Source organism: Saccharothrix obliqua, assembly GCF_019375475.1.
Taxonomy (GTDB): domain Bacteria; phylum Actinomycetota; class Actinomycetes; order Mycobacteriales; family Pseudonocardiaceae; genus Actinosynnema; species Actinosynnema obliqua.
The window spans coordinates 55,375-80,135 of sequence record NZ_JAHXGQ010000003.1 but is presented as its reverse complement, the minus strand read 5'-3'; the positions used below and the strand labels follow the sequence as shown (position 1 = coordinate 80,135).

General features: G+C 72.9%; 22 protein-coding genes. 10 read left to right on the top strand and 12 right to left on the bottom strand.

All coding sequences use genetic code 11. The features are described 5' to 3' along the window. Positions 1-2: 2 nt before the first annotated feature. The 3 genes from KZQ38_RS10355 to KZQ38_RS10345 form a co-directional block, all read right to left on the bottom strand. A complete protein-coding gene (locus tag KZQ38_RS10355) occupies positions 3-2,411 on the bottom strand; it encodes a sensor histidine kinase (RefSeq protein WP_219440590.1) in 2,409 nt (802 codons plus the stop codon). A gap of 226 nt (positions 2,412-2,637) precedes the next feature. After that, the gene (locus KZQ38_RS10350) at positions 2,638-3,558 is read right to left on the bottom strand and encodes an SMP-30/gluconolactonase/LRE family protein (protein WP_219440588.1); all 921 of its coding nucleotides are present in this window, start codon (positions 3,556-3,558) and stop codon (positions 2,638-2,640) included. A 333-nt stretch (positions 3,559-3,891) separates the two neighbouring features. Further along, the gene (locus KZQ38_RS10345; protein WP_257901180.1) at positions 3,892-5,388 is read right to left on the bottom strand and encodes a helix-turn-helix domain-containing protein; all 1,497 of its coding nucleotides are present in this window, start codon (positions 5,386-5,388) and stop codon (positions 3,892-3,894) included. Positions 5,389-5,513: 125 nt separating this feature from the next. Here KZQ38_RS10345 and uraH point away from each other — a divergent pair, with 125 nt between their 5' ends. The 6 genes from uraH to KZQ38_RS10315 are packed head-to-tail and all read left to right on the top strand — an operon-like array spanning position 5,514 to position 10,525. Beyond that, complete coding sequence (gene uraH, locus KZQ38_RS10340; protein WP_219440586.1) at positions 5,514-5,810, top strand: hydroxyisourate hydrolase; 297 nt, start codon at positions 5,514-5,516, stop codon at positions 5,808-5,810. Further along, positions 5,810-6,691, top strand: a complete 882-nt coding sequence (locus KZQ38_RS10335) for an FAD binding domain-containing protein (protein WP_219440584.1) — start codon at positions 5,810-5,812, stop codon at positions 6,689-6,691. Before uraH ends, KZQ38_RS10335 begins: the two co-directional genes overlap by 1 nt. Beyond that, positions 6,682-7,149 carry a (2Fe-2S)-binding protein gene (locus tag KZQ38_RS10330; protein WP_219440582.1) on the top strand — a complete coding sequence of 156 codons (468 nt, stop codon included), beginning with the start codon at positions 6,682-6,684 and terminating at the stop codon, positions 7,147-7,149. The genes KZQ38_RS10335 and KZQ38_RS10330 overlap by 10 nt, the downstream gene beginning before the upstream one ends. A gap of 14 nt (positions 7,150-7,163) precedes the next feature. Further along, positions 7,164-9,398: a xanthine dehydrogenase family protein molybdopterin-binding subunit gene (locus KZQ38_RS10325; protein WP_219440580.1), complete on the top strand. Its 2,235-nt coding sequence runs from the start codon at positions 7,164-7,166 to the stop codon at positions 9,396-9,398. Further along, on the top strand, positions 9,395-9,877 hold the full coding sequence (locus tag KZQ38_RS10320) for a nucleoside deaminase (protein ID WP_219440578.1): 483 nt from the start codon (positions 9,395-9,397) through the stop codon (positions 9,875-9,877). Before KZQ38_RS10325 ends, KZQ38_RS10320 begins: the two co-directional genes overlap by 4 nt. Positions 9,878-9,907: 30 nt before the next feature. Further along, the gene (locus tag KZQ38_RS10315) at positions 9,908-10,525 is read left to right on the top strand and encodes a hypothetical protein (RefSeq protein WP_219440576.1); all 618 of its coding nucleotides are present in this window, start codon (positions 9,908-9,910) and stop codon (positions 10,523-10,525) included. 26 nt (positions 10,526-10,551) lie between these two features. On the opposite strand, the gene KZQ38_RS10310 is transcribed toward KZQ38_RS10315, so the two are convergent. Then, entirely contained in the window at positions 10,552-11,751 is a 1,200-nt protein-coding gene (locus KZQ38_RS10310) for a sensor histidine kinase (protein ID WP_308258333.1), read from the bottom strand. 225 nt (positions 11,752-11,976) lie between these two features. Between KZQ38_RS10310 and KZQ38_RS10305 the strand changes: the two genes are divergently transcribed. Further along, positions 11,977-14,109, top strand: a complete 2,133-nt coding sequence (locus KZQ38_RS10305; RefSeq protein ID WP_219440564.1) for a tetratricopeptide repeat protein — start codon at positions 11,977-11,979, stop codon at positions 14,107-14,109. Between the two features lie 9 nt (positions 14,110-14,118). Continuing rightward, positions 14,119-14,889: a hypothetical protein gene (locus tag KZQ38_RS10300; protein ID WP_219440562.1), complete on the top strand. Its 771-nt coding sequence runs from the start codon at positions 14,119-14,121 to the stop codon at positions 14,887-14,889. Between the two features lie 337 nt (positions 14,890-15,226). On the opposite strand, the gene KZQ38_RS10295 is transcribed toward KZQ38_RS10300, so the two are convergent. The 4 genes from KZQ38_RS10295 to KZQ38_RS10280 all read right to left on the bottom strand — a co-directional run bounded on the left by KZQ38_RS10295 (position 15,227) and on the right by KZQ38_RS10280 (position 19,334). After that, positions 15,227-16,906, bottom strand: a complete 1,680-nt coding sequence (locus KZQ38_RS10295) for a hypothetical protein (RefSeq protein WP_219440560.1) — start codon at positions 16,904-16,906, stop codon at positions 15,227-15,229. Positions 16,907-17,067: 161 nt separating this feature from the next. Continuing rightward, positions 17,068-17,922 (bottom strand): helix-turn-helix domain-containing protein, encoded by an 855-nt coding sequence (locus KZQ38_RS10290; protein WP_219440558.1) that lies wholly within the window; start codon positions 17,920-17,922, stop codon positions 17,068-17,070. A 246-nt stretch (positions 17,923-18,168) separates the two neighbouring features. Then, positions 18,169-18,357: a DUF397 domain-containing protein gene (locus tag KZQ38_RS10285; RefSeq protein WP_219441768.1), complete on the bottom strand. Its 189-nt coding sequence runs from the start codon at positions 18,355-18,357 to the stop codon at positions 18,169-18,171. 362 nt (positions 18,358-18,719) lie between these two features. Further along, positions 18,720-19,334 (bottom strand): TetR/AcrR family transcriptional regulator, encoded by a 615-nt coding sequence (locus KZQ38_RS10280; protein WP_219440556.1) that lies wholly within the window; start codon positions 19,332-19,334, stop codon positions 18,720-18,722. Between the two features lie 86 nt (positions 19,335-19,420). Here KZQ38_RS10280 and KZQ38_RS10275 point away from each other — a divergent pair, with 86 nt between their 5' ends. Continuing rightward, positions 19,421-19,747 carry an antibiotic biosynthesis monooxygenase family protein gene (locus tag KZQ38_RS10275; protein ID WP_308258379.1) on the top strand — a complete coding sequence of 109 codons (327 nt, stop codon included), beginning with the start codon at positions 19,421-19,423 and terminating at the stop codon, positions 19,745-19,747. Here KZQ38_RS10275 and KZQ38_RS10270 read toward each other — a convergent pair. Next, the gene (locus KZQ38_RS10270) at positions 19,734-20,360 is read right to left on the bottom strand and encodes a DUF305 domain-containing protein (protein ID WP_219440554.1); all 627 of its coding nucleotides are present in this window, start codon (positions 20,358-20,360) and stop codon (positions 19,734-19,736) included. The genes KZQ38_RS10275 and KZQ38_RS10270 overlap by 14 nt on opposite strands. Before the next feature lie 150 nt (positions 20,361-20,510). Between KZQ38_RS10270 and KZQ38_RS10265 the strand changes: the two genes are divergently transcribed. Next, positions 20,511-22,007 carry an LVIVD repeat-containing protein gene (locus tag KZQ38_RS10265; RefSeq protein ID WP_219440552.1) on the top strand — a complete coding sequence of 499 codons (1,497 nt, stop codon included), beginning with the start codon at positions 20,511-20,513 and terminating at the stop codon, positions 22,005-22,007. Positions 22,008-22,062: 55 nt separating this feature from the next. Here KZQ38_RS10265 and KZQ38_RS10260 read toward each other — a convergent pair whose 3' ends face one another. From KZQ38_RS10260 to KZQ38_RS10250, 3 genes are read right to left on the bottom strand one after another with little or no spacing between them, the layout of a single operon-like run. Continuing rightward, positions 22,063-23,103, bottom strand: a complete 1,041-nt coding sequence (locus KZQ38_RS10260; protein ID WP_219440543.1) for an ABC transporter ATP-binding protein — start codon at positions 23,101-23,103, stop codon at positions 22,063-22,065. A 1-nt stretch (position 23,104) separates the two neighbouring features. Further along, a complete protein-coding gene (locus KZQ38_RS10255; RefSeq protein ID WP_219440541.1) occupies positions 23,105-23,878 on the bottom strand; it encodes an ABC transporter permease in 774 nt (257 codons plus the stop codon). Beyond that, complete coding sequence (locus KZQ38_RS10250) at positions 23,869-24,759, bottom strand: ABC transporter permease (protein WP_219440532.1); 891 nt, start codon at positions 24,757-24,759, stop codon at positions 23,869-23,871. The genes KZQ38_RS10255 and KZQ38_RS10250 overlap by 10 nt, the downstream gene beginning before the upstream one ends. Between the last annotated feature and the right edge of the window lie 2 nt (positions 24,760-24,761).

Here is a 24,761-nt window from a genome sequence, read left to right as displayed (position 1 = left end):
GGTCAGGGTTCGAGGGCGTCGTTCGAGCGGCGGGCGTCCTTGGTACCCCGCTGGAACGCCGACAGGCCGTCGCGGACCCGCTCGGCGGACTGCTCGACGTCGCCCTCGGCGAGCGGTTCGGGCGAAGGGTGGAAATCGTTGCGCACCAACTGCGGCGCGAGGTTCTGCTGGCGCCGTCGGCGGGGCAGCTCCGGTCGGTCCGGCGCGCTCGCGGCCGGGTCCTCCGCCGGCCAGTCGGTGGTCCGCTTGCGCTGCGGCAGGTTCAGGTCGCCGCTGTGCTGCGGCAGGTCCGGATCGGCGTTCAGTCTCTTGTCCGCTGGAACGGAACGCTGGTTGGCCGCGGCCTCGGCCTGGGCCCAGAAGCCCTCCAGCTCGCGGGAGGTGTCGGGAAACCTGGCGTCTCGCACTGAGTCGTCGCCCTGCTCCGGGATCACGGTGTCGTCTGGGAAGGTGCGGCGCGGCAGCTCGCGCGTCTCCGCCGGTTCGACGGCGGCGTTGGGGCCCGCGACGATGGCGGACGGGATGAGGACCAGCGCCAGCGTCCCGCCGTACGGCGACTCGCGCAGCTCGACGTGGATGCCGCGCCGCGCGGCCAGCCGCGCCACCACGAACAGGCCGAGCCGGGACTCGCCCCGCAGCCGCATCGCGTCGAACTCCGGCGGGTCGGCCAGCATCGCGTTGTGCTGCTCGCGGTCCTCGGGGTTGATGCCCAGGCCGTGGTCCTCGATCTCCACCACGATGCCCTGCGGCACCTCGCTCGCGTGCACCTGCACCTGGGAGCGCGGCGACGAGAACGCGGTGGCGTTGTCCACCAGCTCGGCGACCAGGTGGATGGTGTCCGCGACGGCCGCGCCGACCAGCGCCGTCTCCGGCACCGGGTTGACCTTGACCCGCACGTACTGCTCGGTCTCGGCGACCGCGGCGCGCAGCACGTCCAGCAGCCGCACCGGTTTGCGCCACTGCCTGCCCGGCTGCTCGCCCGCGAGGATGATCAGGTTCTCGGCGTTGCGGCGTGCGCGGGTGGCGAGGTGGTCGAGCTGGAACAACGCGTCCAGCTGGTCGGGGTTCTCCTCCTCGCGCTCCAGCTTGTCCAGGATCTTGAGCTGGCGGTGCACCAGGCCCTGGTTGCGGTGCGCGATGTCGAGGAAGACCCGGTTCACGCCCTCGCGCGCCTGGCTCTCCTTCACCGCGGCGGCGACGGCGGTGTACTGCGCGGCGTTGAACGCGTCGGCCACCTGGCCGATCTCGTCGCTGCCGTAGTCCAGCGGCGGCACCTCGACCTCGACGTCCACGTGCTTGCCCTCGCGGAGGCGGTCCACGATGTCGGGCAGCCGCTCGTGCGCCAGCGCGAGGGAGTCCTTCTTCAACGCGGCGAGGCGGGTGATCAGGGCGCGGTTGACCAGGCGGTTGGAGATCCGGGCGGCGAAGACGATGCCGCCGAGCACCACGACCAGCGCGACGAGCGCGCCGATGAGGACCGTGACGAACCGGTTGTTGCCGCGCTCCAGGCCGGTGTCGGCGGCGCTCGACGCCTGGTGGACGGCCAGGTCCACCATCCGCTCGGACACCGGGCCCGCGACGGCCTGCCACTCGTCCAGCGCCACCTCGGCGCCCGGCGTGGAGATCAGCCGGTTCTCCAGCTCGGAGAGCCCGCGCCAGCTGTCGGACCCGGTGAGCGCCCGGTACTCGTCGCGCACCTTCTCCGCGGCGAACGGCGTCGTGGTGGCCAGCTGCGACCGGTAGGAGCCGACCAGGTTCACGAACTCCAGCAGGTCCTCGGGGCTGAGCCGGCCCGAGGCCAGCGCGCCGGAGGTGACCGAGGAGGCGCGGGACATCCAGTCGGCGGCCCGGAACAGGTCGGTCGCGGTCATGCCCTCCTGCGAGGCCACCGCGTCCGGCACGATCCGGGCCTGCGTGCCGAACAACGCGGTGCCCGCGTCCACGACGCTGTTGTAGTAGCCGTAGACGGCGTCCTTGTCGACCTTGCCGGACTCGATGCCGGCGCGCCGCTGGGGCAGTTCGGCGAGCAGCGCGTTCAGCTCGTCGATCTTGGCGTTGACCTCGTCCGGCGCGTTGCCGGACACCTCCTCGAACGCGGTGCGCATGGTGCCGGTCGTCTCGTCCACCACGCGCTGCTGCTCGTGCAGGTCGGTGAGGTCCGGGCTGCGCCTGCTGAGCGCCGTCATGGCGAGCTGGCGCTCGCGCTGGACGGCGACGAACGCGTTCACCGCCGGGATGGAGGCGTCCTTGACGCTCACGGCGACGGCGCGGGTGTAGAAGCCGTCGAACACGGTGTAGGAGGAGAAGACCAACCACATCACCAGCAGGACCACGCTCGGCACCACCACCACGCCGGTGAGCCGGGAGCGGATCGTCTTCTGGTTCGTCTCCGCCTTGTTCTTCTGCTTCACAGTGCTCCGCAGCCTCGTGAACTCGTCCGCTTGGTCTGGCTGGTCCGACGCAGCACTAGGAGCGCCGCCTCCTCGTCACCCGATCGGCCACGGAACGGTAACACTATAAGATCATCATTACGAAGAGACAGCGATCACTGGCGCGACGCGACTGAGGTTACCCAGCCGAGTGATGGCGGGAACAGGGGGCCGATGTGAACTTTGCGCCCATCGGCCCCCTGTGGTTTCACCTGTTGGGCACAGCGACGGCTTTGTACGGCGTCGTCGGCGTGGGCGTCGTGCCGAACCGGGCGTTCGGCAAGTACAGCCGGTCACCGTACGCGGCGACCGTGGTCGGCACGTCGAACCGCGGGTCGGTGATCTTGCTCACGAGTTTTCCGCTGGTACCGGCCCTGTCGAGGGTGAAGACGGCCACCGTGTTGAGGGCGTTCTGCGCGACGTACAACGTGCGTCCGCGCAGCAGCAGGCCGTCACCGGCGGTGAGCTTCTCCCCACCGAGGTCCACGACCTTGGTCACGCCGTCGACCACCCGGTGCAACTGACCCGTGCTGCTCTGCACGAGCAACAGCGCTTTCCCGTCGGGTGTGCGTGCGACACCGTTGCCGTTGAAGCCGGGGGTGAGCACGAAATCACCGGTCAGCGGTATCGCGGTGGCGGCGTCGGGCAACTCGCCGTGCCGCCCGAAAGCGATCTTGTAGAGCACCGCCTTGCTGGAGTCGCTGAAGTACGCGCCGTCATCCGCGACGACGACGTCGTTGACGAACGCCCCGGTGCCGGGGAATTTGTAGGACTTGAGGATCGCTCCATTCCGGGAGTCGACGACCCGTGCGTCCCCCGCGCCGCCGCCGGCCACGAACAACCGGCCCCGGTGGTCGATCTTGAGGCCGACCGACGACGTGCCGGGGCCCTGGCTGAACACCTCGCCCCGGCCCGTGCGCAGGTCGACGCGGTACAGGTCGCCGTCGGCCAGCGAGCCGAAGTAGGCGGTCGGCGCGGTGCCGATGGCGATGCCCTCGGGCCGGAAGCCGTCCGGCAGCGGGAACTCGGTGGGGAACGGGTGGTGCGCGCCCTCGGCCGTGGCGGGCGCGGCGGTCGTGAGCGAGAGTCCCACGACGACCGCGGCCAACACCGCGGGGATGCGTGACATGACCACTCCTTAGCTGTTGTCCGTTCGCGATCTGCGCGGCGGCCACCACCGGAGTAGCGCGTGGAGCACCCGCCCGGCGAGCCCGGGGGATAACGAGACGACAACGCCCACCATCCGGTCGGTGTGGCACCGGGCGATCCGCGATACCGCGGGGATCCGCGCCTTCGGGTCGTGGAACCGTTGCGGGCCAACCGCCCCGAAGCCGGTACACCGCGACGGCGGCACGTCGTGCGCCTGCCGCATCCCCGACCGGCGGGCGCACGGCGTGCCACACGTTCGGCGAGGTGGCCCGGGGCCACCGGTCGCGGCGGAGTGGTGGCCGCGCTCCCAGTATCAGCCCGCCTGGAGCGCCAGGTACAGGTCCACCCGGACGGCGAAGTCGGAGAGGTCCGCGCCCAGCAGCTCCGCGACCCGCCCGACCCGGTACCGCAGCGTGTTGACGTGCACGTGCAGCTCGGCGGCGGCGAGTGTCCAGGAGCCGCCGCGGTCCAGGAAGACGCGCAGGGTGCCGACCAGGTCCGAGCCGTGCTCGGCGTCGTAGTCCAGGACCGGCCCGAGCACCCGTCGCCGCAGCGACGCGCGCAGCTCCTCCGGCACGCCCGCCAGCAGCAGCTGGTGGAACGCGATCTCCTCCCCCGCCACCACCGACGTCCGACCCGGCCGCCGCTCGCCCAGCCGCCGCGCGCGGGTCGCCTCGGCCGCCGCGCCGCGCAGACCGGCGGCCGGCGCGGGTGAGGAGACGCCCACGGCCACCCGCGTGGACCCGAGGCCGGGTGCGGCGGTCCGCAAGCCCGACCGCACGGCCTCCACCCACGCCGCGCCGGACGGCGCGACCGCCCACACCTCCGCGCCGACCGCGCCGACCAGCGCGTGCGGTGCGATCGGGGCCAGCACCTCCGCCAGCAACGCCGCCACCGGCCCGGTCCGCCCGTCGGACGCGGACGCGGCGAGCACCCGCAGCGGTTCGGTCGGGTCCCAGCCCACGGCGGCCACCCGGTTGGCCAGGTCGCCGGTACCGGACAGCACCTCGCGCAGCAGCGGCCCGGCGGCGCGGTTGGCGATGCCGCGCCCCTGCACCACCCGCGCCCGCTCCACGGCGACCAGGCTGGCCAGCTCCGCCGCGACCTCGTCGTGCACGCGGTCGCCGTCGACCACGAGCAGCCACGCGGCCAGGCGCGACCCGCCGCGCTCGGCGATCGGCAGCACCGTGGTGCGCCGCACGACCTTCGGCAGCCGCTCGGCCTGGAAGAACTCGCGGACCAGCCCGGCCGGGTCCGGCAGCGGCGGCCCGGCGACGACGTGGCCCGTGGTGGCCAGCACCCGGCACGGCGCACGCAGCTCGGCCGCGCCCGCGGTGATCAGCTCCTCCACGCCGCCGCCGTCCGCGACGACGGTCAGCAGCCGGCGGTGGTGGCCGAGCAACGCGCCCGCGTCGCCGACCCGCTCGGCGGCCAGCTCCAACGCGACCCGACCGGTGATGGCCGCGAACGACAGGTCGGCGGGCACCTCCAGCAGCGGCACGCGGTGCCGGCGGCAGGCGGCGAGCAACGCCTCCGGCAGCTCGCCCACGTCGGCGGCGCTGGCCGCGAGCGCCGCCGCGCCGCGTTCCGCGAGCGCACGCGCGAAGACCTCGCACGCGTCGGCCGAGCGCAGCCAGAGCAGCCCGGAGAGCACCAGTTCCCCGCCGGACAGGTACCGCGCGGGGTTCGGCAGCTCGGTGCCGTAGACGCCGGTCACCCGCCGCTCGAACCACTCCTCGCCGACCACCGCCCGCAGCCGCAGCTCCGGCATCCGCAGCAGGTCGCGCACCAGCAGCACCAGCGCCTCCATCGTTGGACCGTGTTTGTAGGAAAGCACGAAACGACCCGGTGGAGGAGCCCCGGTTTCGGGTGGCGCCACCGTTGCCGGCCGGCCCGCGCGACCGGTGTACTGGATCACGCGCGGAGGGAGGCGCGGTGACGATCAGCACCCACGTGCTCGACGCCGGGGTGGGCGTGCCCGCGGCGGGCATGGCCGTGCGCCTGGAGCACGGCGGGCGGACCGTCGCCGAGGGCCGCACCGACGACGACGGCCGGATCACGGGCTGGCCGTCCGCGACGGCCGGGGTGTACCGGCTGGTGTTCGAGACCGGCGCGGTGTCGTCCTTCTTCCCGGAGGTGGTGCTCTCGTTCCTGGTCACCGACCCGGACGAGCACCACCACGTGCCGCTGCTGCTGTCCCCGTTCGCCTACTCGACCTACCGGGGCAGCTGATGGACTTCCTCCGCCCCGCCACCCTGGCCGAGGCGCTGGCGCTCAAGGCGGAACGGCCCGGGGCCGTGCCCATCGCGGGCGGCACGGACGTGATGGTGGAGCTGAACTTCGACCACCGCCGCCCGGACGCGTTGCTGGACCTCACCGGGATCGCCGAGCTGCGTGACTGGTCCGCGGTGCCGGGTGCGGTGCGGCTCGGCGCGGGCGTGCCGTACCGGCGGGTGATCGACGAGCTGGGTGGTCGGCTGCCCGCGCTCGCGACGGCGTCCCGCTCGGTCGGGTCGCCCCAGATCCGCAACCGCGGCACGGTCGGCGGCAACCTCGGCGCGGCCTCGCCCGCCGGCGACGCCCACCCGGTGCTGCTGGCCACCGGCGCGGTCGTGGAGGCGGTGTCGACGCGCGGCACGCGGATGATCCCCGCCACCGACTTCTACCTGGGCGTGAAGCGGAACGCGCTCGCGCCGGACGAGCTGATCGCCGCCGTGCACGTGCCGGAAACCGGCGCGCCCCAGCAGTTCGCCAAGGTCGGCACCCGCAACGCCATGGTCATCGCGGTGTGCTCGTTCGCGATCGCCCTGCACCCGGCGACGGGCCGGGTCGGGGCCGCCCTGGGCAGCGCCGCGCCGACACCGCGTCGCGCGACCGCCGCCGAGGACTTCCTGGCCGACGAGCTGGGCGCCGGCGACCAGTGGGAGTCGCCGACACCGTTGCCTGACTCCACGCGGCGGCGGTTCGGCGAGCTGGTCGCCGCCGCCGCGAGCCCCGTGGACGACGTGCGGGGCACGGCCGCGTACCGGAGGCACGCGTTGTCCGTGCTCGCCCGCCGCACGCTGGACTGGGCGTGGCAGGGGTACACCGGACGGGGCCGGCCATGCGCGTGAACGTGACGGTGAACGGCGTGCCACGGCGCGCGGACGACGTGTGGGAGGGCGAGAGCCTGCTGTTCGTGCTGCGCGAGCGGCTCGGCCTGCCCGGCGCCAAGAACGCCTGCGAGCAGGGCGAGTGCGGTTCCTGCACGGTGTACCTGGACGGCGTGCCGGTGTGCGCGTGCCTGGTGGCGGCCGGGCAGGCGGAGGGCCGCGAGGTGCGGACCGTGGAGGGGCTCGCCGACGGTGGCGCGCTGGACCCGGTGCAGGAGGCGTTCATCGAGGCGGGCGCGGTGCAGTGCGGGTTCTGCACGCCCGGCCTGGTGGTGGCGGCGCACGACCTGCTCGCCCGCGTGCCGGACCCCTCCGACCCGGAGATCCGCGAGGCGCTGGCCGGGAACCTGTGCCGCTGCACGGGGTACGAGAAGATCCTGGACGCGGTGCGGCTGGCCGCGCGGCGGGCGCGGTCGTGACACCAGGAGGTGCGATGAGCCCCAACCCGGCGGAACTCACGTCGGTGGTCGGCGGTGTCGGCACGAGCCCGCACCGCCCCGACGCGATCCTGAAGGTGCGCGGCGAGTTCGCGTACGCCTCGGACCTGTGGCACGAGGACATGATCTGGGGTGCGACGCTGCGCAGCCCCCACCCCCACGCGCGGATCGTGTCGATCGACCTGAGCGACGCGCTCCTCGTGCCCGGCGTGCACGCGGTCCTCACGCACGAGGACGTGCCGGGCCGCAACATCTACGGCCTGGAGCGCGCGGACCAGCCGGTGCTGGCCGAAGACGTCGTGCGCTACCAAGGGGAACCGGTCGCGCTGGTCGCCGCGGACCACCCCGAGACCGCGTTGCGCGCGATGAAGCGGATCAAAGTCGGGTACGAGGTGCTGACACCGGTCGTGGACATGGAGTCGGCGTTGGGCGACACGCCGCTGCACCCCGGCGGGAACCTGGTGCGCCACGTGCCGATCCGGCGCGGCGACCCGGACGCGCGGGCCGCGGTCGTGGTCACCGGCCGGTACGAGGTCGGTATGCAGGACCAGGCTTTCCTCGGTCCCGAGTCGGGTTTGGCGGTGCCCGCCGAGGACGGCGGCGTCGACCTGTACGTGGCCACCCAGTGGCTGCACGTGGACCAGGCGCAGGTGGCGACCGCGCTGGGGCTGCCGCCGGCCCTGGTGCGGTTGACGCTGTCCGGCGTCGGCGGCGCGTTCGGCGGGCGCGAGGACCTGTCGATGCAGGTGCACGCCTGCCTGCTCGCGCTGCGCACCGGCAAGCCCACCAAGATGGTCTACAACCGCGAGGAGTCCTTCTACGGCCACGTGCACCGGCACCCGGCGGTCCTGCACTACGAGCACGGCGCGGACCGCGACGGGAAGCTGGTGCACGTCAAGGCGAGGATCTACCTGGACGGCGGTGCGTACGCGTCGAGCACACCGGCGGTGGTGGCGAACGCGGCGACGCTCGGCGTCGGCCCGTACGTCGTGGACAACGTGTCGATCGACGCGTGGGGCGTCTACACGAACAACCCGCCGTGCGGTGCGATGCGTGGTTTCGGCGCGGTGCAGGCCGCTTTCGCCTATGAGTCCCAAATGGACAGACTCGCCGAAGCGCTCGGGATGGACCCCGTGGACCTGCGGATCGCCAACGCCATGTCCGAGGGTTCCGCGATGCCGACCGGCCAGGTGGTCGACTCGGCCGCGCCCGTCGCCCGGTTGCTGGAACTGGTGCGGGACAAGCCGTTGCCGCCGACCGGCACGGACCTGCTGGACCTGCCGGGTGGCGTCGCCAACACCACGCACGGCGAGGGTGTCGTCCGGGGCGTCGGCTACGCGGTGGGCATCAAGAACATCGGCTTCTCCGAGGGCTACGACGACTACTCCACGGCCAGGGTGCGGCTCCAGGTCGTCGGCGGCGAACCCGTGGCGCTCGCGCACACCGCCGCGTGCGAGGTCGGCCAGGGGCTGGTGACGATCGTGCAGCAGATCGTGCGCACCGAACTGGGCGTGACGCGCGTGACCGTGCTGCCCATGGACACGTCCATCGGCAGCGCGGGCTCGACATCCGCGTCCCGGCAGACGTACGTGACGGGTGGCGCGGTGCGGGCCGCGTGCGCCGCGGTGAAGGCGCGGCTCGCCGAACTGGCCGCCGGGCGCCACGTCGACGACCTCGCCGCGCTGCTGGGCGACGAGGTGGTGGACGAGACCGCGGAGTGGCGGCACCGGCCCACCGAGCCGATCGACCCGGTGACGGGTCAGGGCAACGCCCACGTCCAGTACGGTTTCGCGGCACACCGCGCCGTGGTCGACGTGGACGTGGAGCTGGGCCTGGTGAAGGTGGTCGAGCTGGACTGCGCCCAGGACGTCGGCCGGGCGCTCAACCCGCAGGCGGTGCTCGGCCAGATCCAGGGCGGCACCGCGCAGGGGCTCGGGCTCGCCGTGATGGAGGAGATCCGGACGACCGGCGGCGTGGTGCGCAACCCGTCGTTCACCGACTACCTGATCCCGACCGCGCTGGACATGCCGCCGATGCGCATCGACGTGCTCGAACTGGCCGACCCCAACGCGCCGTACGGCCTGCGCGGCGTCGGCGAGCCGCCCACGATCTCGTCCACACCCGCCGTCGTGGCGGCCATCCGCGCCGCCACCGGCCGGGCGCTGAACCGCGTGCCGGTGCGCCCGGAGCACATCACCTCCACCGAGCGACCACGAGGAGCCCCTGCATGACCGAGCCCACCACCTCCGTCCACTCCTGGCTGCGCGCGTCGATCGACCTGGCGACCGGCAACGTCGCCGAGGGCGGCGGGCCGTTCGGCGCGGTGGTCGTCAAGGACGGCGAGGTGATCGCCACCGGCACCAACCAGGTCACGCCGTCCCTGGACCCGACCGCGCACGCCGAGGTCGTCGCGATCCGCGCCGCCTGCCGCGCGCTGAACGACTTCCGCCTCACCGGGTGCGTGCTGGTGTCGTCGTGCGAGCCGTGCCCGCTGTGCTTGTCGGCCGCGCTGTGGGCCCGGGTGGACCGGGTGGTGTACGCCGCCGACCGGGACGACGCCGCGGCGGCCGGTTTCGACGACCGCGCGTTCCACGACCTGTTCGGCAAGCCCCGCGCGGAGTGGGACCTGCCGGTGGAGCGGATCTCCACGGGCGAGGACGACGCGCCGTTCGCGGCGTGGCTGGCGCGGGCCGACCGGGTGGACTACTAGCCGCCGGTCCACTTGGTACTGTGCGCGCCCATGAGACTCGGGGGTTACGTCCTCGCACTGCTGCTGCTCGCGGGCTGTTCCGCCGCGCCCGCCGCGCCGCCGGCCGCCACGTCCGCGCCCGGCGACGCGGGTTCGGCGCGGCAGCGCGTCACCAAGGCGCGGGTGCCGGACGACGTGATCGCCTCCCTCGGGTACCGGTCCAACGAGGACGAAGCGGGCGTCGACAGGTACCCGACCGTCATGTGCCCGACCGAGCTGGCGACCGACCGCTCGATGTCGACGGCCCGCGACCTCCACCGCTGGCTCAACACCGCCAACCGCTCGCAGCTCGTGCAGCGGGTCATCGGGTACTCGCCCGGCGGTGCGGCGGCGGAAACCGTCGCGCTGGCCCGGAAGTCGTTGGACTGCGGCACGTTCCAGTACGCGGGCGGCAGCCACACCGTGGACGGCGAGCTGGCGCTGCCCGCGCTCGGCGGCGACGCGCAGTTCTCGGTGTGCTTCCGCGACGAACTCGGCGTGGAGTGCGAACTGCTGCTGAGCCGGGGCGACCTGCTCACCACGGTGACCTACCTCGGCCCCGACCGCGCCGCGGCGACGACCGAGCTGACCGCGGTCGGCCGGTCCGTCGCCGGCCTGCTCGGCGCGTAACCCGAACCGGCGGCGCGGGTGCGGGATCAGCGCGCCACTTCGGCCGGGATCGCCGGCACGGACGCGGACACGGCCGTGCCGGCACCGGGTTCCGACTCGACCTCCAGCGCGCCCGCGAGGCGGACCACCCGCTGCCGCATCCCGACCAACCCGTAGCCGTCGGTCGGCTGCCCCGCGGTGAAACCCGTGCCGTCGTCACGCACGTCCAGGGTCACCACGTCCTCCATGTACGACAGGGTGAGCCCGACGCGGGACGCGGCGGCGTGCTTCGCCACGTTGGACAACGCCTCCTGGGCGGTGCGCAGCAACGCCACCTCCACCTCCGGGTGCAGCGGGCGGGGCGCGCCCGTCGTGGCGACGGTCGCGGGCACGCCGGTCTGGTCGGTCCAGCCCGCCGCGACCTCGGCCAGGGCGTCCGGCAGGTTCGCGTCCTCCAGCGGCGGCGGGCGCAGGGCGTGCACCGAGCGCCGTGCTTCGGCGAGGCCGTCCCGCGCCAGCCGCAACGCCGTCCCGACGTGCCGTGGTGGTTCGGCGACCGCCTGGAGCTGCGTGATGATGCCGGTGAAGCTCTGGGCGAGGGTGTCGTGGATCTCGCCCGCGAGCCGCTGCCGCTCGTCCAACACGCCTGCTTCCCGCGCCTGGATCAGGAGTTGGGCGTGCAGCCGGGCGTTCTCCTCCACCGCGGCCGCCAGCTCGGCCACCATCTCCTTGCGCCGCCGGGACTGCTCGGACGTGATGTACCCGACCAGCGTGAACGTCATGGCGACGGTGACGATGAACAGGGTGATGATCGCGTAGACGGCGATGGCCACCGGGTCGACCGGCGGCACACCGCCCAGCAGCGAAGCGGCGGCGATCAACGCGTTCAGCAGGACGCCGACGAACATCCGCCACCCGCGCAGGACGTCCGCCGCGTACGCGTACCCCGCGAACGAGTAGAAGCCGAAGACCGGGTCGTGCAGGCCCAGCAGGGCGTAGAACGCCAGCACACCCGCGAAGAAGACCGTCATGAAGCCGCCGCGCGCGTGCCACGCGGGGTGCAGCGCGTGCCACCACAGCATCCAGGCGCAGGCCGCGCCCACCAGGCCGAGCGTCAGCGCCCGGTCGCCGCCGTCCGCCGGTGTGGTCAGCAGGTAGAGCAGCGTCGTCAGCAGCAGCGCCAGGTACGGGACGAGGTTCGCGAGAACGCCGAGCCGCCGCTCCCACACGTCGAGCCTGTCCGCCACCGCACCCAACTCCCCGCCTCCGGATTCCGCCGCGACGGTACCCGTCGCGGGTTGCGGCGGTGCGCACGGCGACCGACCGTTGCCCCACCCGTTCAGCGGTGGGTTCGGGCACGCACCGGGACCACCATCGGTCGCGGAGCTTCCCGGTCGACCACGGCCAGGCTCCCGCCGCGGGTCGTCCCGGAGCAACGCCACCCGACCGCTCCGACCGATCGGAGACCCGCCATGTCCCAACCGGCCGAGAACCACGTGCGGGCCGGGTCGGTCGGCGCCGTCGTGCAGGCGGGCAGCGTCGTCGGCGGCATCCACGTCCACCCGGAACGCCGGCCGGTGCGCCCGCGCACCCTGCCCGCGCCGCCGCGCTGGCTGGTCGCCCGCGACGCGGAGATCACCCGCCTGGACGCGGCCCTGGCCGGGGACCGGGCGCACCCGCCGGTGGTCGGGGTCGAGGGCGCGGGCGGTGTCGGCAAGACCACGCTCGCGCTGCACTGGCTGCACCGCAACAGCGGGCGGTTCCCCGACGGCCAGCTCTACGCGGACCTGCGGGGGTTCGACCCGACGGGGCCGCCCGTGCCGCCCGCGCGGGTGGCGCACGGCTTCCTGCTCGCGCTGGGCGTGGCGCCCGAGGCGGTGCCCGCCGACCCGGACGCCCGGCTCGCCCTGTACCGGAGCCTGCTGGCGGACCGGCGGGCCGCGGTGCTGCTGGACAACGCCGCCGACGCCGCCCAGGTGACGCCGCTGCTGCCCGGTTCGCCGTCCTGCGCGGTCGTCGTGACCAGCCGCAGCGACCTGGCCGGGCTGCGCGTGCGCGGCGCGGCCACGCTGCGGCTGGACGTCCTGCCGCACCGCGCCGCGCGCGAGCTGCTGGCGCACCGCCTGGGCACGGGTGCGGTGGACCGGGAACCGGTCGCCGTGGGGCAGCTCGTGGAGCTGTGCGCCGGGCTGCCCCTGGCGCTGGCCATCGCCGCCGCCCGCTCGGCCGCGCACCCGGAGTTCCCGCTCAGCGCGCTCGTGGAGGAGTTCCGGCAGACCGCGAACCACCTCGACGCGTTCGACGCGGGCGACCCGTCGGCCAGCCTGCGCGCGGTGATCGCGTGCTCCTACGAGGCGTTGGACGCGGTCTCGGCCCGGGTGTTCCGGTTGATGGGCCTGCTGCCCACGGCCGAGACCGGTCCCGGTGCGGTGGCGAGCCTGGTGGGGCTGCCCGCCCGGGAAGCGCTCGGGGTGCTCCGCGAGCTGGAGCGGCGCAGCCTGGTGCGGCAGGTCCGGCCCGGCCGGTTCCACACGCACAGCCTCGTCCGGCTGTTCGCCGCCGACACGTCCGCGCGGCGCGACGTGCCGGACAAGCGCGCGGAAGCCACCCGGCGGCTGGTCGACCACTTCGCGCACGGCGCGACCGCGGGTGACGGGCTGCTCTACCCGCACCGGACCGCGGCCCGGTGGTCGCCGCCGGCCGGCGGCGTGGACGTGCCGGGGTTCGCGGACGACGCGGCGGCCCTCGCGTGGTTCGCCGCCGAGCACCAGAACCTGCTGGCGATCACCCGGACCGCGGTCGACCTGGGCCGGCACGAGCGGGCCTGGCAACTGGCCCGCGCCCTGGACACCTTCCACTACCGGCGCGGCCACCTGGCGGAGAACGTGTCGACGTCCCGCCTCGGCGTCACCGCCGCGACGCACCTGGGTGACGCCGCGGCGGTGTCGGCGCACCGCCAACTCGGGCGTGCCCTGACCCGCGCCGGGGAACCGGTGGAGGCCCGCACGTGGCTGGAGCGCTCGCTGCACGCGGCCGAGGCGGCTGGCGACGTCGAGGCTCGGGCGCACGGCCACCACGACCTGGCGCGGGCCTGGTCGGTGGCCGGGGAGCACGGCCACGCGCTGACCCACTCGACACGGGCCCTGGCCGCCTACCGCGAGGCCGGCAACGCGGTCGGCGAGGCGCACGCCCTCAACGCGGTCGCGCTGCACCACGCCGGGCTCGGCGATCTCCGGTCGGCGCGGCGGCACTGCGCGGAGGCACTGGCGGCACATCTCGGGCTGGGCAACCACAACGGCGCCCTGGCCGCGATGGACAACCTCGGGACCGTCGAGCTGCGGCGCGGCAGGCACGCCGAGGCCGTCGAACTGCTGACCCGCGCGCGGGCGTTGTGCCAGGAGCTGGACAACGCGTTCTTCGAGGCGACGGTCACCGAGCACCTGGCCGCGGCGTACCGGGCGCTCGGCGACCGGGAGGGTGCCGAAGGCGCCCGGCAGGCCGCCGTCGCCCTGTACGCGGCACAACACCGGACAGCCGACGCCGACCGCCTGCGCCGCGGTCCGGAGATCGGCGATTCCACCTCGGCGGTCCACGAAGGGCTCTAGGGTTCGCGCGTGACCAGCACATCCCCGCTGCCCGACAACTGGCGTCGGCAGCTCACCCGGGCTTTCGAGATCCTGCTCGGCGGCCCCCTGTCCGACCACCCGGGCGACGCGGTGCACGTCGCGTACGTGGGCGGCAACGTGTTCGACGAGTTCGGCTACAACCGGGTCGCCGACTGGGTGCGGCCGGCCGCGCTCCGCGGCGCGGAGCCGGTCGTGCTGGACTGCTCGCTGTTCGACGCGGGCGAGCCGCCGTCGCGGTTCGACGCGGCCAACTCGGTCTTCGAGTTCGAGGACGTGCGGGAGACCGGGCACGCGGCGTTCGCCGCCGACCTGGCCGGGGCGTCGTTCGGCGGCGGGCTGGTGCGTGGCGGCGACCTGGCGGTGCTGGCCGAGCGGCACGGCGTAGACCTCGCCGACGACACGTGGACCGGCCGCTGGTACGTGCCCTACCCGAGGCTCGTCTCGGACGGCACCCTGTGGGACGCGATGCGGGTGGCGCTGACCCTCGGCGACGGGCCGGCCGACGTCCTGCCGCTGGAGGGTGAGGCGGCCGAGGAGTGGGCGGAGGCGTTGGAGGCGGTCGAGGACCCCGGTCTGCGCGCCCACCTCGCCCACTACTGCGGCGACGGCGACAGCGGCCTGCTCTACCTGCGGTCGACCGGGGACGTCATGGCGGAGGAGGGTTGCTCGGTCGTGGCCAACTGGGAGGAGGGCCAGTCCCAGGTCGAGTTCACCGTCGTCCGGTTGAGCGACCTGGTGGCCGGTCCCGCACGCGCCTGACGCCCCACCCGGCTCGGCCGGGACGAGTCGCCGCGACCGGGTTCGCGCGGGAGCCCACCCCGGTCGCGGCACTCGCCGACCCGATCCCGATCCGCGTCCCGGCAGCCCCGGGGCCGGACCGCGGAGGCGGTGCCTGAAGGCTGTCGCCGCCCGCGGAACTTTCAGGGAGCCTGCCTGAAAATTAACGCCCCACCCCACCACCCCCACGCCAGCCAGCGTGACCCCGGAAGCCGCCACCCCACGAAACTTTCAGGAAGCCTGCCTGAAAGTCAGAGCCCCACCCGACCACCGTCCTCCCCGCACCGGCGGAGGCCGCGCCCCGGCTTCGCGAGCAGCCCTAGTGCTCCTCGTCCAACCGCTCCACCAACAACGACCAGTCGGGCCGCAGGCGGGGCCGGCCGGGGAAGCCCTGCTCGTCCAGGCGTTCCGCGAGCTTGAGCGCGCCGAGCCGCTTGCCGGCGTCGGGCGTCGCCTCCTCCAAAGCGTTCACGTCGGCGTTCGACAGCTTGTAGGTGGTGGTGGCCGCGGGATCCAGCTTGACCAGCGCCCACCGGCACCCGGCCGCGGCCGGCTCCTGCCCCAGGCCGGTGTAGATCTCCAACGCCCGCCGCAGGTCGTGCGCGGCGTCGGGGCGGTTGCCGCGGGCCACCAAAACGCGGGCGCGGGTGCGGAGCGCGTGGCCGAGCACTTCCGACACCGGCGCGGTCGCGGGTGCGCCGATCAGCTCGATCACGTGGTTCAGCCGGTCCTTCGCCGCCTGGTAGCGCTTGTTCGCGAGGGCGATCTCGGCGAACAGCAGCAGGAGGTCGTAGTAGTCCGACCCGTGCGCGGGCATCAGCACGGCGTTGGCGCGGAACGCCAGCTCACCGGCCCGCACCCGCCCGTCGATGTCGCCCAGCAGCTCGAACCGGCCGAGTTGGGCACGGGCCCGCATGGTGAGGCACACGCCGACCTCCCGACCACGCTTGCCGTGCACCGCGGCGAACAGCCGCTGGGCGTTGAGCACGGCCTCGTCGCCGAGTTCCAGGTTGTGCTTCTGCTCGACGCCCCGGGTCGCGTGGGCGAGCACCTGCCTGATGCTCCCCAGTCGCCGCAGCCCGAGCGCGGCCGTCCGGCGGTCCTGGTGCCGCTCGGCGATCTTCACCCCGTCCTCGGTGACGCGCAGCGCTTCCCACAGCCTGCCCTCCCGCTGGAGGTGCCAGCCCTGGGCGCAGACCATCACGTTCGCCTCCAGCTCGCAGTCGGCACGCACCCTGGGCTCGGCACGCAGAACCCTCAGGCACTCGGCGGCGAACTCGCGCATCAGGGCGATGTCACCGGCCGCCTTGATCACGCGCTCACCGGCGTGGAACGCCTTGGGCAGGTCGCAGTCGCACCCCGGACCACGCGCCAGCCGGAGGACCTCCCGGACCAGCGCGACGGCCTGACCCGACCGCGGGTCGGTGGCCTCCAGGTCGTGGATCACCTGGCGGAGCGCGCGTTCCCGGCCGTTCTCGTGCGCCCGCACCCCGTACGCCTCGACACCGGGCACGTGCACCCGCTCGCCACCCGCCAGCGCCGCGACGCGGGCGGCGAGCCGGTCCGCGCCCGCGCCGGTCGCCGGGTCGAACCGGTGGATCTCCAGCGCCCGCAACGTGTCCGGTGCCTCCTCCGCCCGGAATCCGGGCAACGCGACCGGCACCACCGGGCACCCGGCGCCGTCCCGGTGGTAGTAGATCCGCTGCCGGATCGCCCTGATCTCGTAGCGGAGGCCGAGCCGCGGCGGGTGGCCGCCGTCGTCCGTGAAGGCGTGCGTGAAATCGGGCGACAGCCAGCACAGCACGATCCGGCGGCCGATCTCCACGTCCATCCACGCCTGCATGGACGACGGGCTGAGCCGCGACAGGTCGTGGTCCGTCACGACGTCGACGCCCCGACCGGCCAGCGCCGCCCGCAACACCGGGACGGCCCACCTGCCCTCGTCGTCGTGGGCGTAGCAGATGATCACCCGGGGCGCGCCCGGCGGGGTGTGGTCCACGAGGCTCTCCTAGTCCTCCCGAGGACCGGGTGCGGAAGCCCACCCGGGCTACGGGCGGCAACGGCGGGCGTCGTGCGCTGTGCGCTCGGCGGCGAGTCCTCGAACTCTTGGCGGGGTGCGGAGGTCGGTCGCCCGCGGGCGGGCCGCGGGGCCCACCCGTCTCAGTCCTCCTCCCCCAGTCGGCGCAGCCGCCGGTCGAAGGCGACCGAGGTCTCCTCCGGCGAGAGCGCGATCTCCTCCAACTCGGCGAAGGTGTCGACGTACTTGGCCGTCTCGTCCGACGGGTCCTCGTACAGCACGTCCTCGTACGGCCCTTCCAGCAGCACCGCGTGGTCGTCCCGCTCGTCGGACAGCTCGAAGATCGCGAACGACGCCGTCATGCCCTTGTGCACGCCGGCCGAGAACGGGATCAGCCGCACGGACACGTTGGGGTGCGCGGCCAGTTCCTTGACGTGCTCCAGTTGCGCCCTCATCACCGCGTGGTCGCCGACCTCCCGGTGGAGGACCGACTCGTCGAGGATGAACCGCAGCTCGGGGCCGTCGTCGGTGATGATCTCCTGGCGCTTGAGCCGGGCGCCCACCATCCGCTGCCCGTGCTCGGTGTGCGACTCGTGCATCAACGCCTCGACGTACGCCCGGTCCTGGAGCAGGCCGGGGAACACCAGGCCCTGGTACTGCCGGATCCGGATGGCCGAGGACTCGAACGCGACGAACTTCTGGAACCTGGGTGAGACCGAGCGGTACTCGTTCCACCAGGCGGACGACTTGGCGTTGCGCGCCAACCGGACGAGCCGGTCGACCGTTTCACCGTCTGTGACGCCGTAGTGCAGCAGCAACGCCTTGAGGTCGGTGATCGAGATGCCCACCGAACCCTTCTCGATCCGGATGAGCTTCGACGGCGACCACTCCAGGGCCTCCACGACGTCCTTCTGCGTCATGCCGAGGGCATCACGCTTCTGCCGCAGCTCCGTGCGCAGCCGCCGCCGGTCGGCGAGCGGGTTCGACCCAGGGGTCATGAACGGCCTCCTCATCGGCCGCCACCATTGGTCACGTGGCAATCTGCTACATGGCAGATGGTAGCGGAGCAGAACGACGGCAGGCAGTACGCTTGCCGTCCAATTGACAGCGCGCATCTAAGCAGAAGGCCAACACCCCGGTGCACGCGCGGCATGGAATAACCGTCATCGCACGTCACCGGATCTGAAGGGGATTCTGAACACCGCCGCTTCCGGGCCGCCCGGGATGCGGAAAGGCGCACATGTTCAGACGATCGGGCGAATCCGTTCGAGGAACGAGGCCCAGGCGGACCCCGGGAAAGCGAGCCTTTCTCCAGGATTCCGGGACGACCGCACCAGCACCCGCACGCCGGATCGCGCCAGCTCCACGCAGTTGCCCTGTGGGTCCGTGTTGCTGGCCGAGCCCTTGGCCCACCGCGACCCGTCGCCCGCCACCTCCACGAGGTGCGGCCTTCCCCGCTCCGCCACGTCAGCCCCCGATCACCGCCCCGTGACGACCGAGACTAACTCCGGGAACCCGAAGCCAGGTACCCCCGAAAGGGCGAGAGCACTGGAAAAGAAATTCCACCGGAGAATCCGCGACAATTCCCGGGAACCGCCCGGAACGGCTGCGACAATCGGCGGCGGAACCGTTGCGCCGGTCGACCCGAAGCCCGCGAGACGGTCCGGACCACGGCAAACACCCCGATCACCACGCCCACGACGATCCGCTGCCGCACCGCCCGGAGAATCCACCCGTGCACCCGCGCAGATCGCCCGTGATTACCCGGGCCGGCTCACGCGGAGCCCTCTCCCGATCAGCGCGGGTAATCGGGACGGGTGTTCTTCCGGTCCACGCCGATTCCGTGCAGAACGAGGTCCAGCAACGCCTGGAGGACGTTCTCGCTCTGCGCCACGTCACCCGGGCGCAGGGTCCGGGCGGCGGCCTCCACGGAGCCGTGGATGAGCAGCGCCCGCAGCCCCGGCTGCGGCACGCGCGCCTCGATCAGCACCCCGGCCAGCGGCGCGAGCAGCTTCTCGTGCTCCGCCCGGATGCGGCGGCGGCTCGGCTCGGGCAGGGCGTGGGCGGACAGGGCCACGACGGCGCCGTGGCTGCCGTCCACGATGATCTCCAGGACGGTCCGCAGGTACGCCTCGACCCTGGCCGGCACGCCGTCGACGGCGTGCACCGCCTCCGCGAGCCGACGTGCCTGGTCGGGCAGCTCATCGGTGACGATGGCCGCGACCAGTTCCTCCCGCGACCGGAAGTATTCGTAGAGCGACGGGCGGGACAGGCCGACCCGGCGGGCGAGCGCGGCGAGGGTCAACGCCTCGGGGCCCTCTTCGGCGACGATCGCGCGGCCCGCGTCGAGCAGGTCGCGCAGCCGGTTCGCGCGGTGCTGCGCGACGGTCGCGGCGCTGATCTTCGGCACCCGGGACATCCTAGTCGCCGGCCGGCCCCCTTGTTTTTCCAACGCAGCGTTGGAATAGTTGCCGACGTAGCGTAGGGAACTTGGAGGTGCCCGTGTTCGTCGCGACCAACCGGCTGTTCGTGCCCGCGGAACGCGCGGAGGAGTTCGAGTCGCACTTCGGGGCGAACATGCGCACGTACCTGCCGGGCGTCCCCGGTTTGCGCCGCAGCACGCTGCTGCGCCCCACCCGACCCGATCAGCCGTACGTGTCGATCAACGAGTTCGACACCGAGGACGACTTCAAGGCGTGGGTCGCCTCCGACTCGTTCAAGGAGGCGCACCGCCGCAACGCGGGCATCGCCCGGCACGTCACCGGCAACGCAGTGGAGACGTTCCACCCGGCCGAGGACCTGGTGCCGCTCACGGGATCGTGATCGCCCGCATCCGCGCGATCTCGTCGGACTGGGACGCGACCACGTCGTTCGCCATCTCCTCGACCCGCACGTCCGAACCCGACGACAGCAACTCGGTCGCCATCCGCAACGCGCCCTCGTGGTGGGCGATCATCAGGCTCAGGAAGAGCCGGTCGAAGTCGTCACCACGCGCGGCCCGCAACGCGGCGAGCTGATCCGGGGAAGCCATGCCGGGCATGGCCGCGTGCGCCACCTCCGGCAGTTGCCCGCGGTGGCCGTGCGCGGGCGCGTCACGCGCGAACTGGTCCCGCCACTGCCGCATCGCGCCGATCTCGGGCCCTTGGGTGTCGTGGATGCGTGCCGCCAGCCCGCGCACGGTCTCGTGCCGCGCCCGCTCGGGCGCGAGCGCCGACATCTCCAGCGCCTGCTCGTGGTGGACGATCATGCCCGCCACGTACTTCAGGTCGGCCTCGTTCGGCGCGACCCACCGGTCGGTGCCGACGTCGCCCGGGGCCACCGTGCGCGCCTGCTCGCCGGGTGCGCCGGGCACGATCACCGGCGGTGCGTCCGCCGCCGGTGGGGACGTGCACGCGGCCGAAAAGGCGATCGCCGCCGCGATCAACAAGACCCGCATATCCCCGGTCCCCTCGCCTCCGATCCCGTCACCGTACTCCGCGTCCCATGGGTCGGAATAGACGCATAACCGACCAATGGAGCTGGTGGCGGGCACATCCGAGGGTTGATACTGCGGTTTCTGCTACAGGTTTGGAAGGGGCGACCTGAAGTGACAGCAGCACGCGATTCGGCGCGGCGGCGCAGAGCCGCCGCGACCGCGGGGGCGTTCGCACTCGCCCTCTCGACCCTGGTCTGGACACCGCAGGCGGCGGCGGACCCGGACGCGGACCTGGCCGGTCTCTCGGAGACCCAGCTCAGCGCACCGGAGCAGCCGGGCACGGGCATTCCCGGTGTGGACGAGATCCGCAACAGCCGCAACGTCAAGCACATCGCCAACCTGCCGAAGCCGGCTCCGTTCACGGAGTCCTCGACGTGGACCGACCTGGCCTTCCAGGACGGCTACGCGTTCGACGGCAACTACGACGGGTTCGTCATCTACGACGTCCGCAACCCGCGCAAACCCAAGATCGTGAGCACGGTCCTCTGCCCCGGCTCGCAGAACGACGTCTCGGTCCGGGGCGATCTGCTGTTCCTGTCCACGGACTCCTCGCGCAGCGACAACTCCTGCGCCAGCACCCCGCTGCCCGCGACCAACAAAGAGGCGTGGGAAGGAATCAAGGTCTTCGACATCAGCGACAAGCGCAACCCGCGTTACGTCGCCGCCGTCGAGACCAAGTGCGGTTCCCACACCCACACGCTCGTGCCGGACAAGAAGGGCAAGGACGTCTACCTGTACGTGTCGTCCTACAGCCCGAATGCGACGTTCCCGGACTGCCAGCCCCCGCACGACCTGATCTCCGTGGTGAAGGTGCCGCTGAAGAACCCGGCGGCGGCGCACGTGCTGTCCGAGCGGGTGTTGTTCCCGGACGGCGGCAACCCCGGCCGGTCGGGCACCGTGCCGAGCGGCTACGTGACGCCGACCTCCGGCTGCCACGACATCACCGTCTACCCGGCCAAGGACCTCGCCGCGGGCGCGTGCATGGGTGACGGCGTGCTGTGGGACATCTCCGACCGGGAGAAGCCCCGCGAGATCAGCCGCGTCCAGGACGACGTGAACTTCGCGTTCTGGCACTCGGCGACGTTCAACAACGACGGCACCAAGGTGGTCTTCACCGACGAGCTGGGCGGCGGCGGCGCGGCCACCTGCAACCCGACCATCGGTGCCGAGCGCGGCGCGGACGGCATCTACGACATCACCGGGCGCGGTGACCACCGCAAGTTGGAGTTCCGCTCCTACTACAAGATCTCCCGGACCCAGGCCGACACGGAGAACTGCGTGGCGCACAACGGTTCGCTGATCCCCGTGCCGGGGCGCGACATCATGGTGCAGGCGTGGTACCAGGGCGGCATCTCGGTGTGGGACTTCACCGATTCCCGCCGCCCCAGGGAGATCGGCTGGTTCGAGCGCGGCCCGCTGCCGGACGGCAAGGGCGGCGGCGCGTGGTCGGCGTACTACTACAACGGCTACATCTACTCGTCCGACATGGCCAAGGGCCTGGACGTGCTGGACATCCGCGACCCGCGCACGGCGGTCGCGAAGTCCGTCCGCGTGGGCGAGCTGAACGTGCAGACCCAGGGCCACTACCGGGACCTGTTCCCGAGGTGACCCCGTGACGCGGCGGGTCCGCCCGGTCGTCCGGCCGGGCGGACCCGCCGCGGGGTCACACCGCCACCACCAGCAACCGGGCCGCCGCGAGGTCCAGCGCGACCGCGGTGCCCACCGGGAAGTCACCCGCGCGGCTGGACGGCTGATCCACCCGCACCACCTGGTCACCGCCCGCGAGCCGCACGGACAACCGCGTCACCGGACCCAGGAAGCTCTGCGCCACCACGGTGCCGACCAACGCACCGTTGTCCTGACCGCTGTGCTGCGCGACGCCGATGTCCTCCGGCCGCACGATGACGTGCACGTCCGCGCCGTCCGCGATGCCCTCCGCCGCGGCGGTGGCGAGCCGGAACGCCCCGATCCGCACACCACCCGCCACGGCCGTGCCGAGCACGGTGTTGGTCACGCCCACGAACTGCGCCACGAACGCGGACGCGGGCTGCCGGTACACCACGCTGGGCGTGTCCAGTTGCTCCAGCCTGCCGTGCGACATCACGCCCACCCGGTCGGAGACGGCCAGCGCCTCCTCCTGGTCGTGCGTGACGAACAACGTCGTCATGCCCAGTTCGGTCTGGATGCGCCGGATCTCGTCACGCAGGTTGACGCGCACCTTGGCGTCCAGCGCGGACAACGGCTCGTCCAGCAGCAGCACGCGGGGCTCGATGGCCAACGCGCGCGCGAGCGCCACGCGCTGCTGCTGACCGCCGGAGAGCTGGTGCGGGTACCGCTTGCCCAGGTGGCCCAGGCCGACCAGCTCCAGCAGCTCCCCCGTCCGGTCGGCCTTCTTGCGCAGCTTCCGGCCGAACGCGATGTTCTGCGCGGCGGTCATGTTCGGGAACAGGCTGTACGCCTGGAAGACCATGCCCATGTCGCGCTTGTTCGCCGGGACGCCGGTGATGTCGTGGCCGTCGACCCGCACCGAACCCGCGTCGGCGGTCTCGAACCCGGCGACGATGCGCAACGCCGTGGTCTTGCCGCACCCGCTCGGCCCGAGCAGGCTGACCAGCTCGCCACGCGCCAGTTCGAGGTCCAGCCCCGCGAGGGCGGCCTGCCCGCCGAACGACTTGCGCAGCCCGCGCAACTCCAGGTGACCCATCTCAGCCTTCCCCGGCGGCGGCGCCCCGGCGCCGCTCGCCCACGAACGAGAGCAGGAACAGCAGGGCGAACGCGAACAGCAGGCTCAGCAGGGACACGGCGATGGAAACGCCCGCGTTCCGCTTGCCGAGCAGGTTCACCCGCACCTGCAACGTGTCGAAGTTCAGCAGCGAGGCCACGGTGAACTCGCCCAGCACCAGCGCGACGGACAGCAGCGACGCCCCGATCAACGCCGTCCGGATGTTCGGCACCACGACCCTCAGCAGCACCGCGGCCCACGACGCGCCGAGTCCGCGCGCGGCCTCCGCCAGCGTCTTGAGGTCGATGGCGGACAGGCCCGCGTCGATCGCCCGGTACGCGAACGGCAGCACCAGCACGGCGTAGGCGAACGTCAGCGTCAGCGGCGAGCCGCCGAGGAAGTAGTCCACCCACGCGTAGAGCGGCGCCATGCCGACCACCAGCACGATCGCCGGGATCGCGATGGGCAGCAGGCACAGGAACTCCACCGGGCGGCGCAACCGCGGCAGCCGCAGCCGGATCCACGTCATGGTCGGCACGAGCAGCACCAGCACCAGCAGCGAACCGGCGACCGCGAGCTGGACGGACACCAGGATCGCGTCCACGAGGTCCGGGTCCGTCACGATGCCGGACCACGAGTCGAGGCTGCGCGTGCCGCCCGCGCCACGCGTCGAGAACTCCGCCATCGCCAGCAGCGGCAGCAGGAAGAACACCCCGAACGCCAGGAGGACCAACCAGCGCACGACCTTCACCGCCATCGCGCGAACCTCCGTTGCAGCAGGGCGTGCAGGCCCATCGCCACCGCCACCACGACCACCATGCCCAGGCCCAGCGCCTTGCCGGTGTTCTCCTGACCCAGCAGGACCTCACCGGTCAACGCGCCCCGGATCTGGAGCGGCACGATCGGGCTGCCCTGGGAGACGAGGGCGGCGGCCGTCGCGTAGGCGGAGAACGCGTTGGCGAACAGCAGCAGCGCCGCGCCGAGGAAGGCGGGCAGCAGGACTGGACCGCCCACGTGCCGCCAGTAGGTCCAGGAGTTGCCGCCCAGGCTCGCCACCGCCTCCCTCCACTGTGGACGCAGGCCGTCCAGGGCGGGCAGGAACACGATCACCATCAGCGGTACCTGGAAGAACGTGTAGACCAGGGTCAACCCCGGCAGCTCGAACAACCACGCGCCGTGCGCGAACAGGTCGACCCCGAACCGCTCGCGCAGCACCTGCGTGACGAGGCCCTGGAAACCCACCGTGGCGAGGAAGGCGAACGCCAGCGGCACGCCGCCGAACTGCGCCAGCACACCGGACCCGGCCACCACCACGCGGCGCGGCAACCCGTCGGGCCGACCCGCCGCGACCGCCCACGACAGCAGCGCCCCGAGCACCGCGCCCAGCAGGGCCGTCAACGCCGAAAGCTCCACGCTGCGCAGGAACGCCTGGAGGTGCACGCCCCTGGTCAACGCGCCGACGTTGTCCAGCGTGAAGCCGCCGTTCGCGTCCTGGAACGCCCCGATCAACACCAACGCCGTGGGGTAGACCAGGAAGACGCCGACGTAGGCCAGGAACGGCACGACGACCAGCCAGGCGGGCCACCGCCGGCCCGGGGCGGCGTCGCCCCGGGCCGGGTTGGCGACGGGTGCGACCACCG

What these genes read in the sequence shown, in the direction of transcription:
- KZQ38_RS10350 (WP_219440588.1), bottom strand. Translation starts at nt 3,558, where the DNA reads ATGTCACGCATCCCCGCGGTGTTGGCCGCGGTCGTCGTGGGACTCTCG.
- KZQ38_RS10345 (WP_257901180.1), bottom strand. Translation starts at nt 5,388, where the DNA reads ATGGAGGCGCTGGTGCTGCTGGTGCGCGACCTGCTGCGGATGCCGGAG.
- KZQ38_RS10335 (WP_219440584.1), top strand. Translation starts at nt 5,810, where the DNA reads ATGGACTTCCTCCGCCCCGCCACCCTGGCCGAGGCGCTGGCGCTCAAG.
- KZQ38_RS10330 (WP_219440582.1), top strand. Translation starts at nt 6,682, where the DNA reads ATGCGCGTGAACGTGACGGTGAACGGCGTGCCACGGCGCGCGGACGAC.
- KZQ38_RS10325 (WP_219440580.1), top strand. Translation starts at nt 7,164, where the DNA reads ATGAGCCCCAACCCGGCGGAACTCACGTCGGTGGTCGGCGGTGTCGGC.
- KZQ38_RS10320 (WP_219440578.1), top strand. Translation starts at nt 9,395, where the DNA reads ATGACCGAGCCCACCACCTCCGTCCACTCCTGGCTGCGCGCGTCGATC.
- KZQ38_RS10315 (WP_219440576.1), top strand. Translation starts at nt 9,908, where the DNA reads ATGAGACTCGGGGGTTACGTCCTCGCACTGCTGCTGCTCGCGGGCTGT.
- KZQ38_RS10305 (WP_219440564.1), top strand. Translation starts at nt 11,977, where the DNA reads ATGTCCCAACCGGCCGAGAACCACGTGCGGGCCGGGTCGGTCGGCGCC.
- KZQ38_RS10290 (WP_219440558.1), bottom strand. Translation starts at nt 17,922, where the DNA reads ATGACCCCTGGGTCGAACCCGCTCGCCGACCGGCGGCGGCTGCGCACG.
- KZQ38_RS10270 (WP_219440554.1), bottom strand. Translation starts at nt 20,360, where the DNA reads ATGCGGGTCTTGTTGATCGCGGCGGCGATCGCCTTTTCGGCCGCGTGC.
- KZQ38_RS10260 (WP_219440543.1), bottom strand. Translation starts at nt 23,103, where the DNA reads ATGGGTCACCTGGAGTTGCGCGGGCTGCGCAAGTCGTTCGGCGGGCAG.
- KZQ38_RS10255 (WP_219440541.1), bottom strand. Translation starts at nt 23,878, where the DNA reads ATGGCGGTGAAGGTCGTGCGCTGGTTGGTCCTCCTGGCGTTCGGGGTG.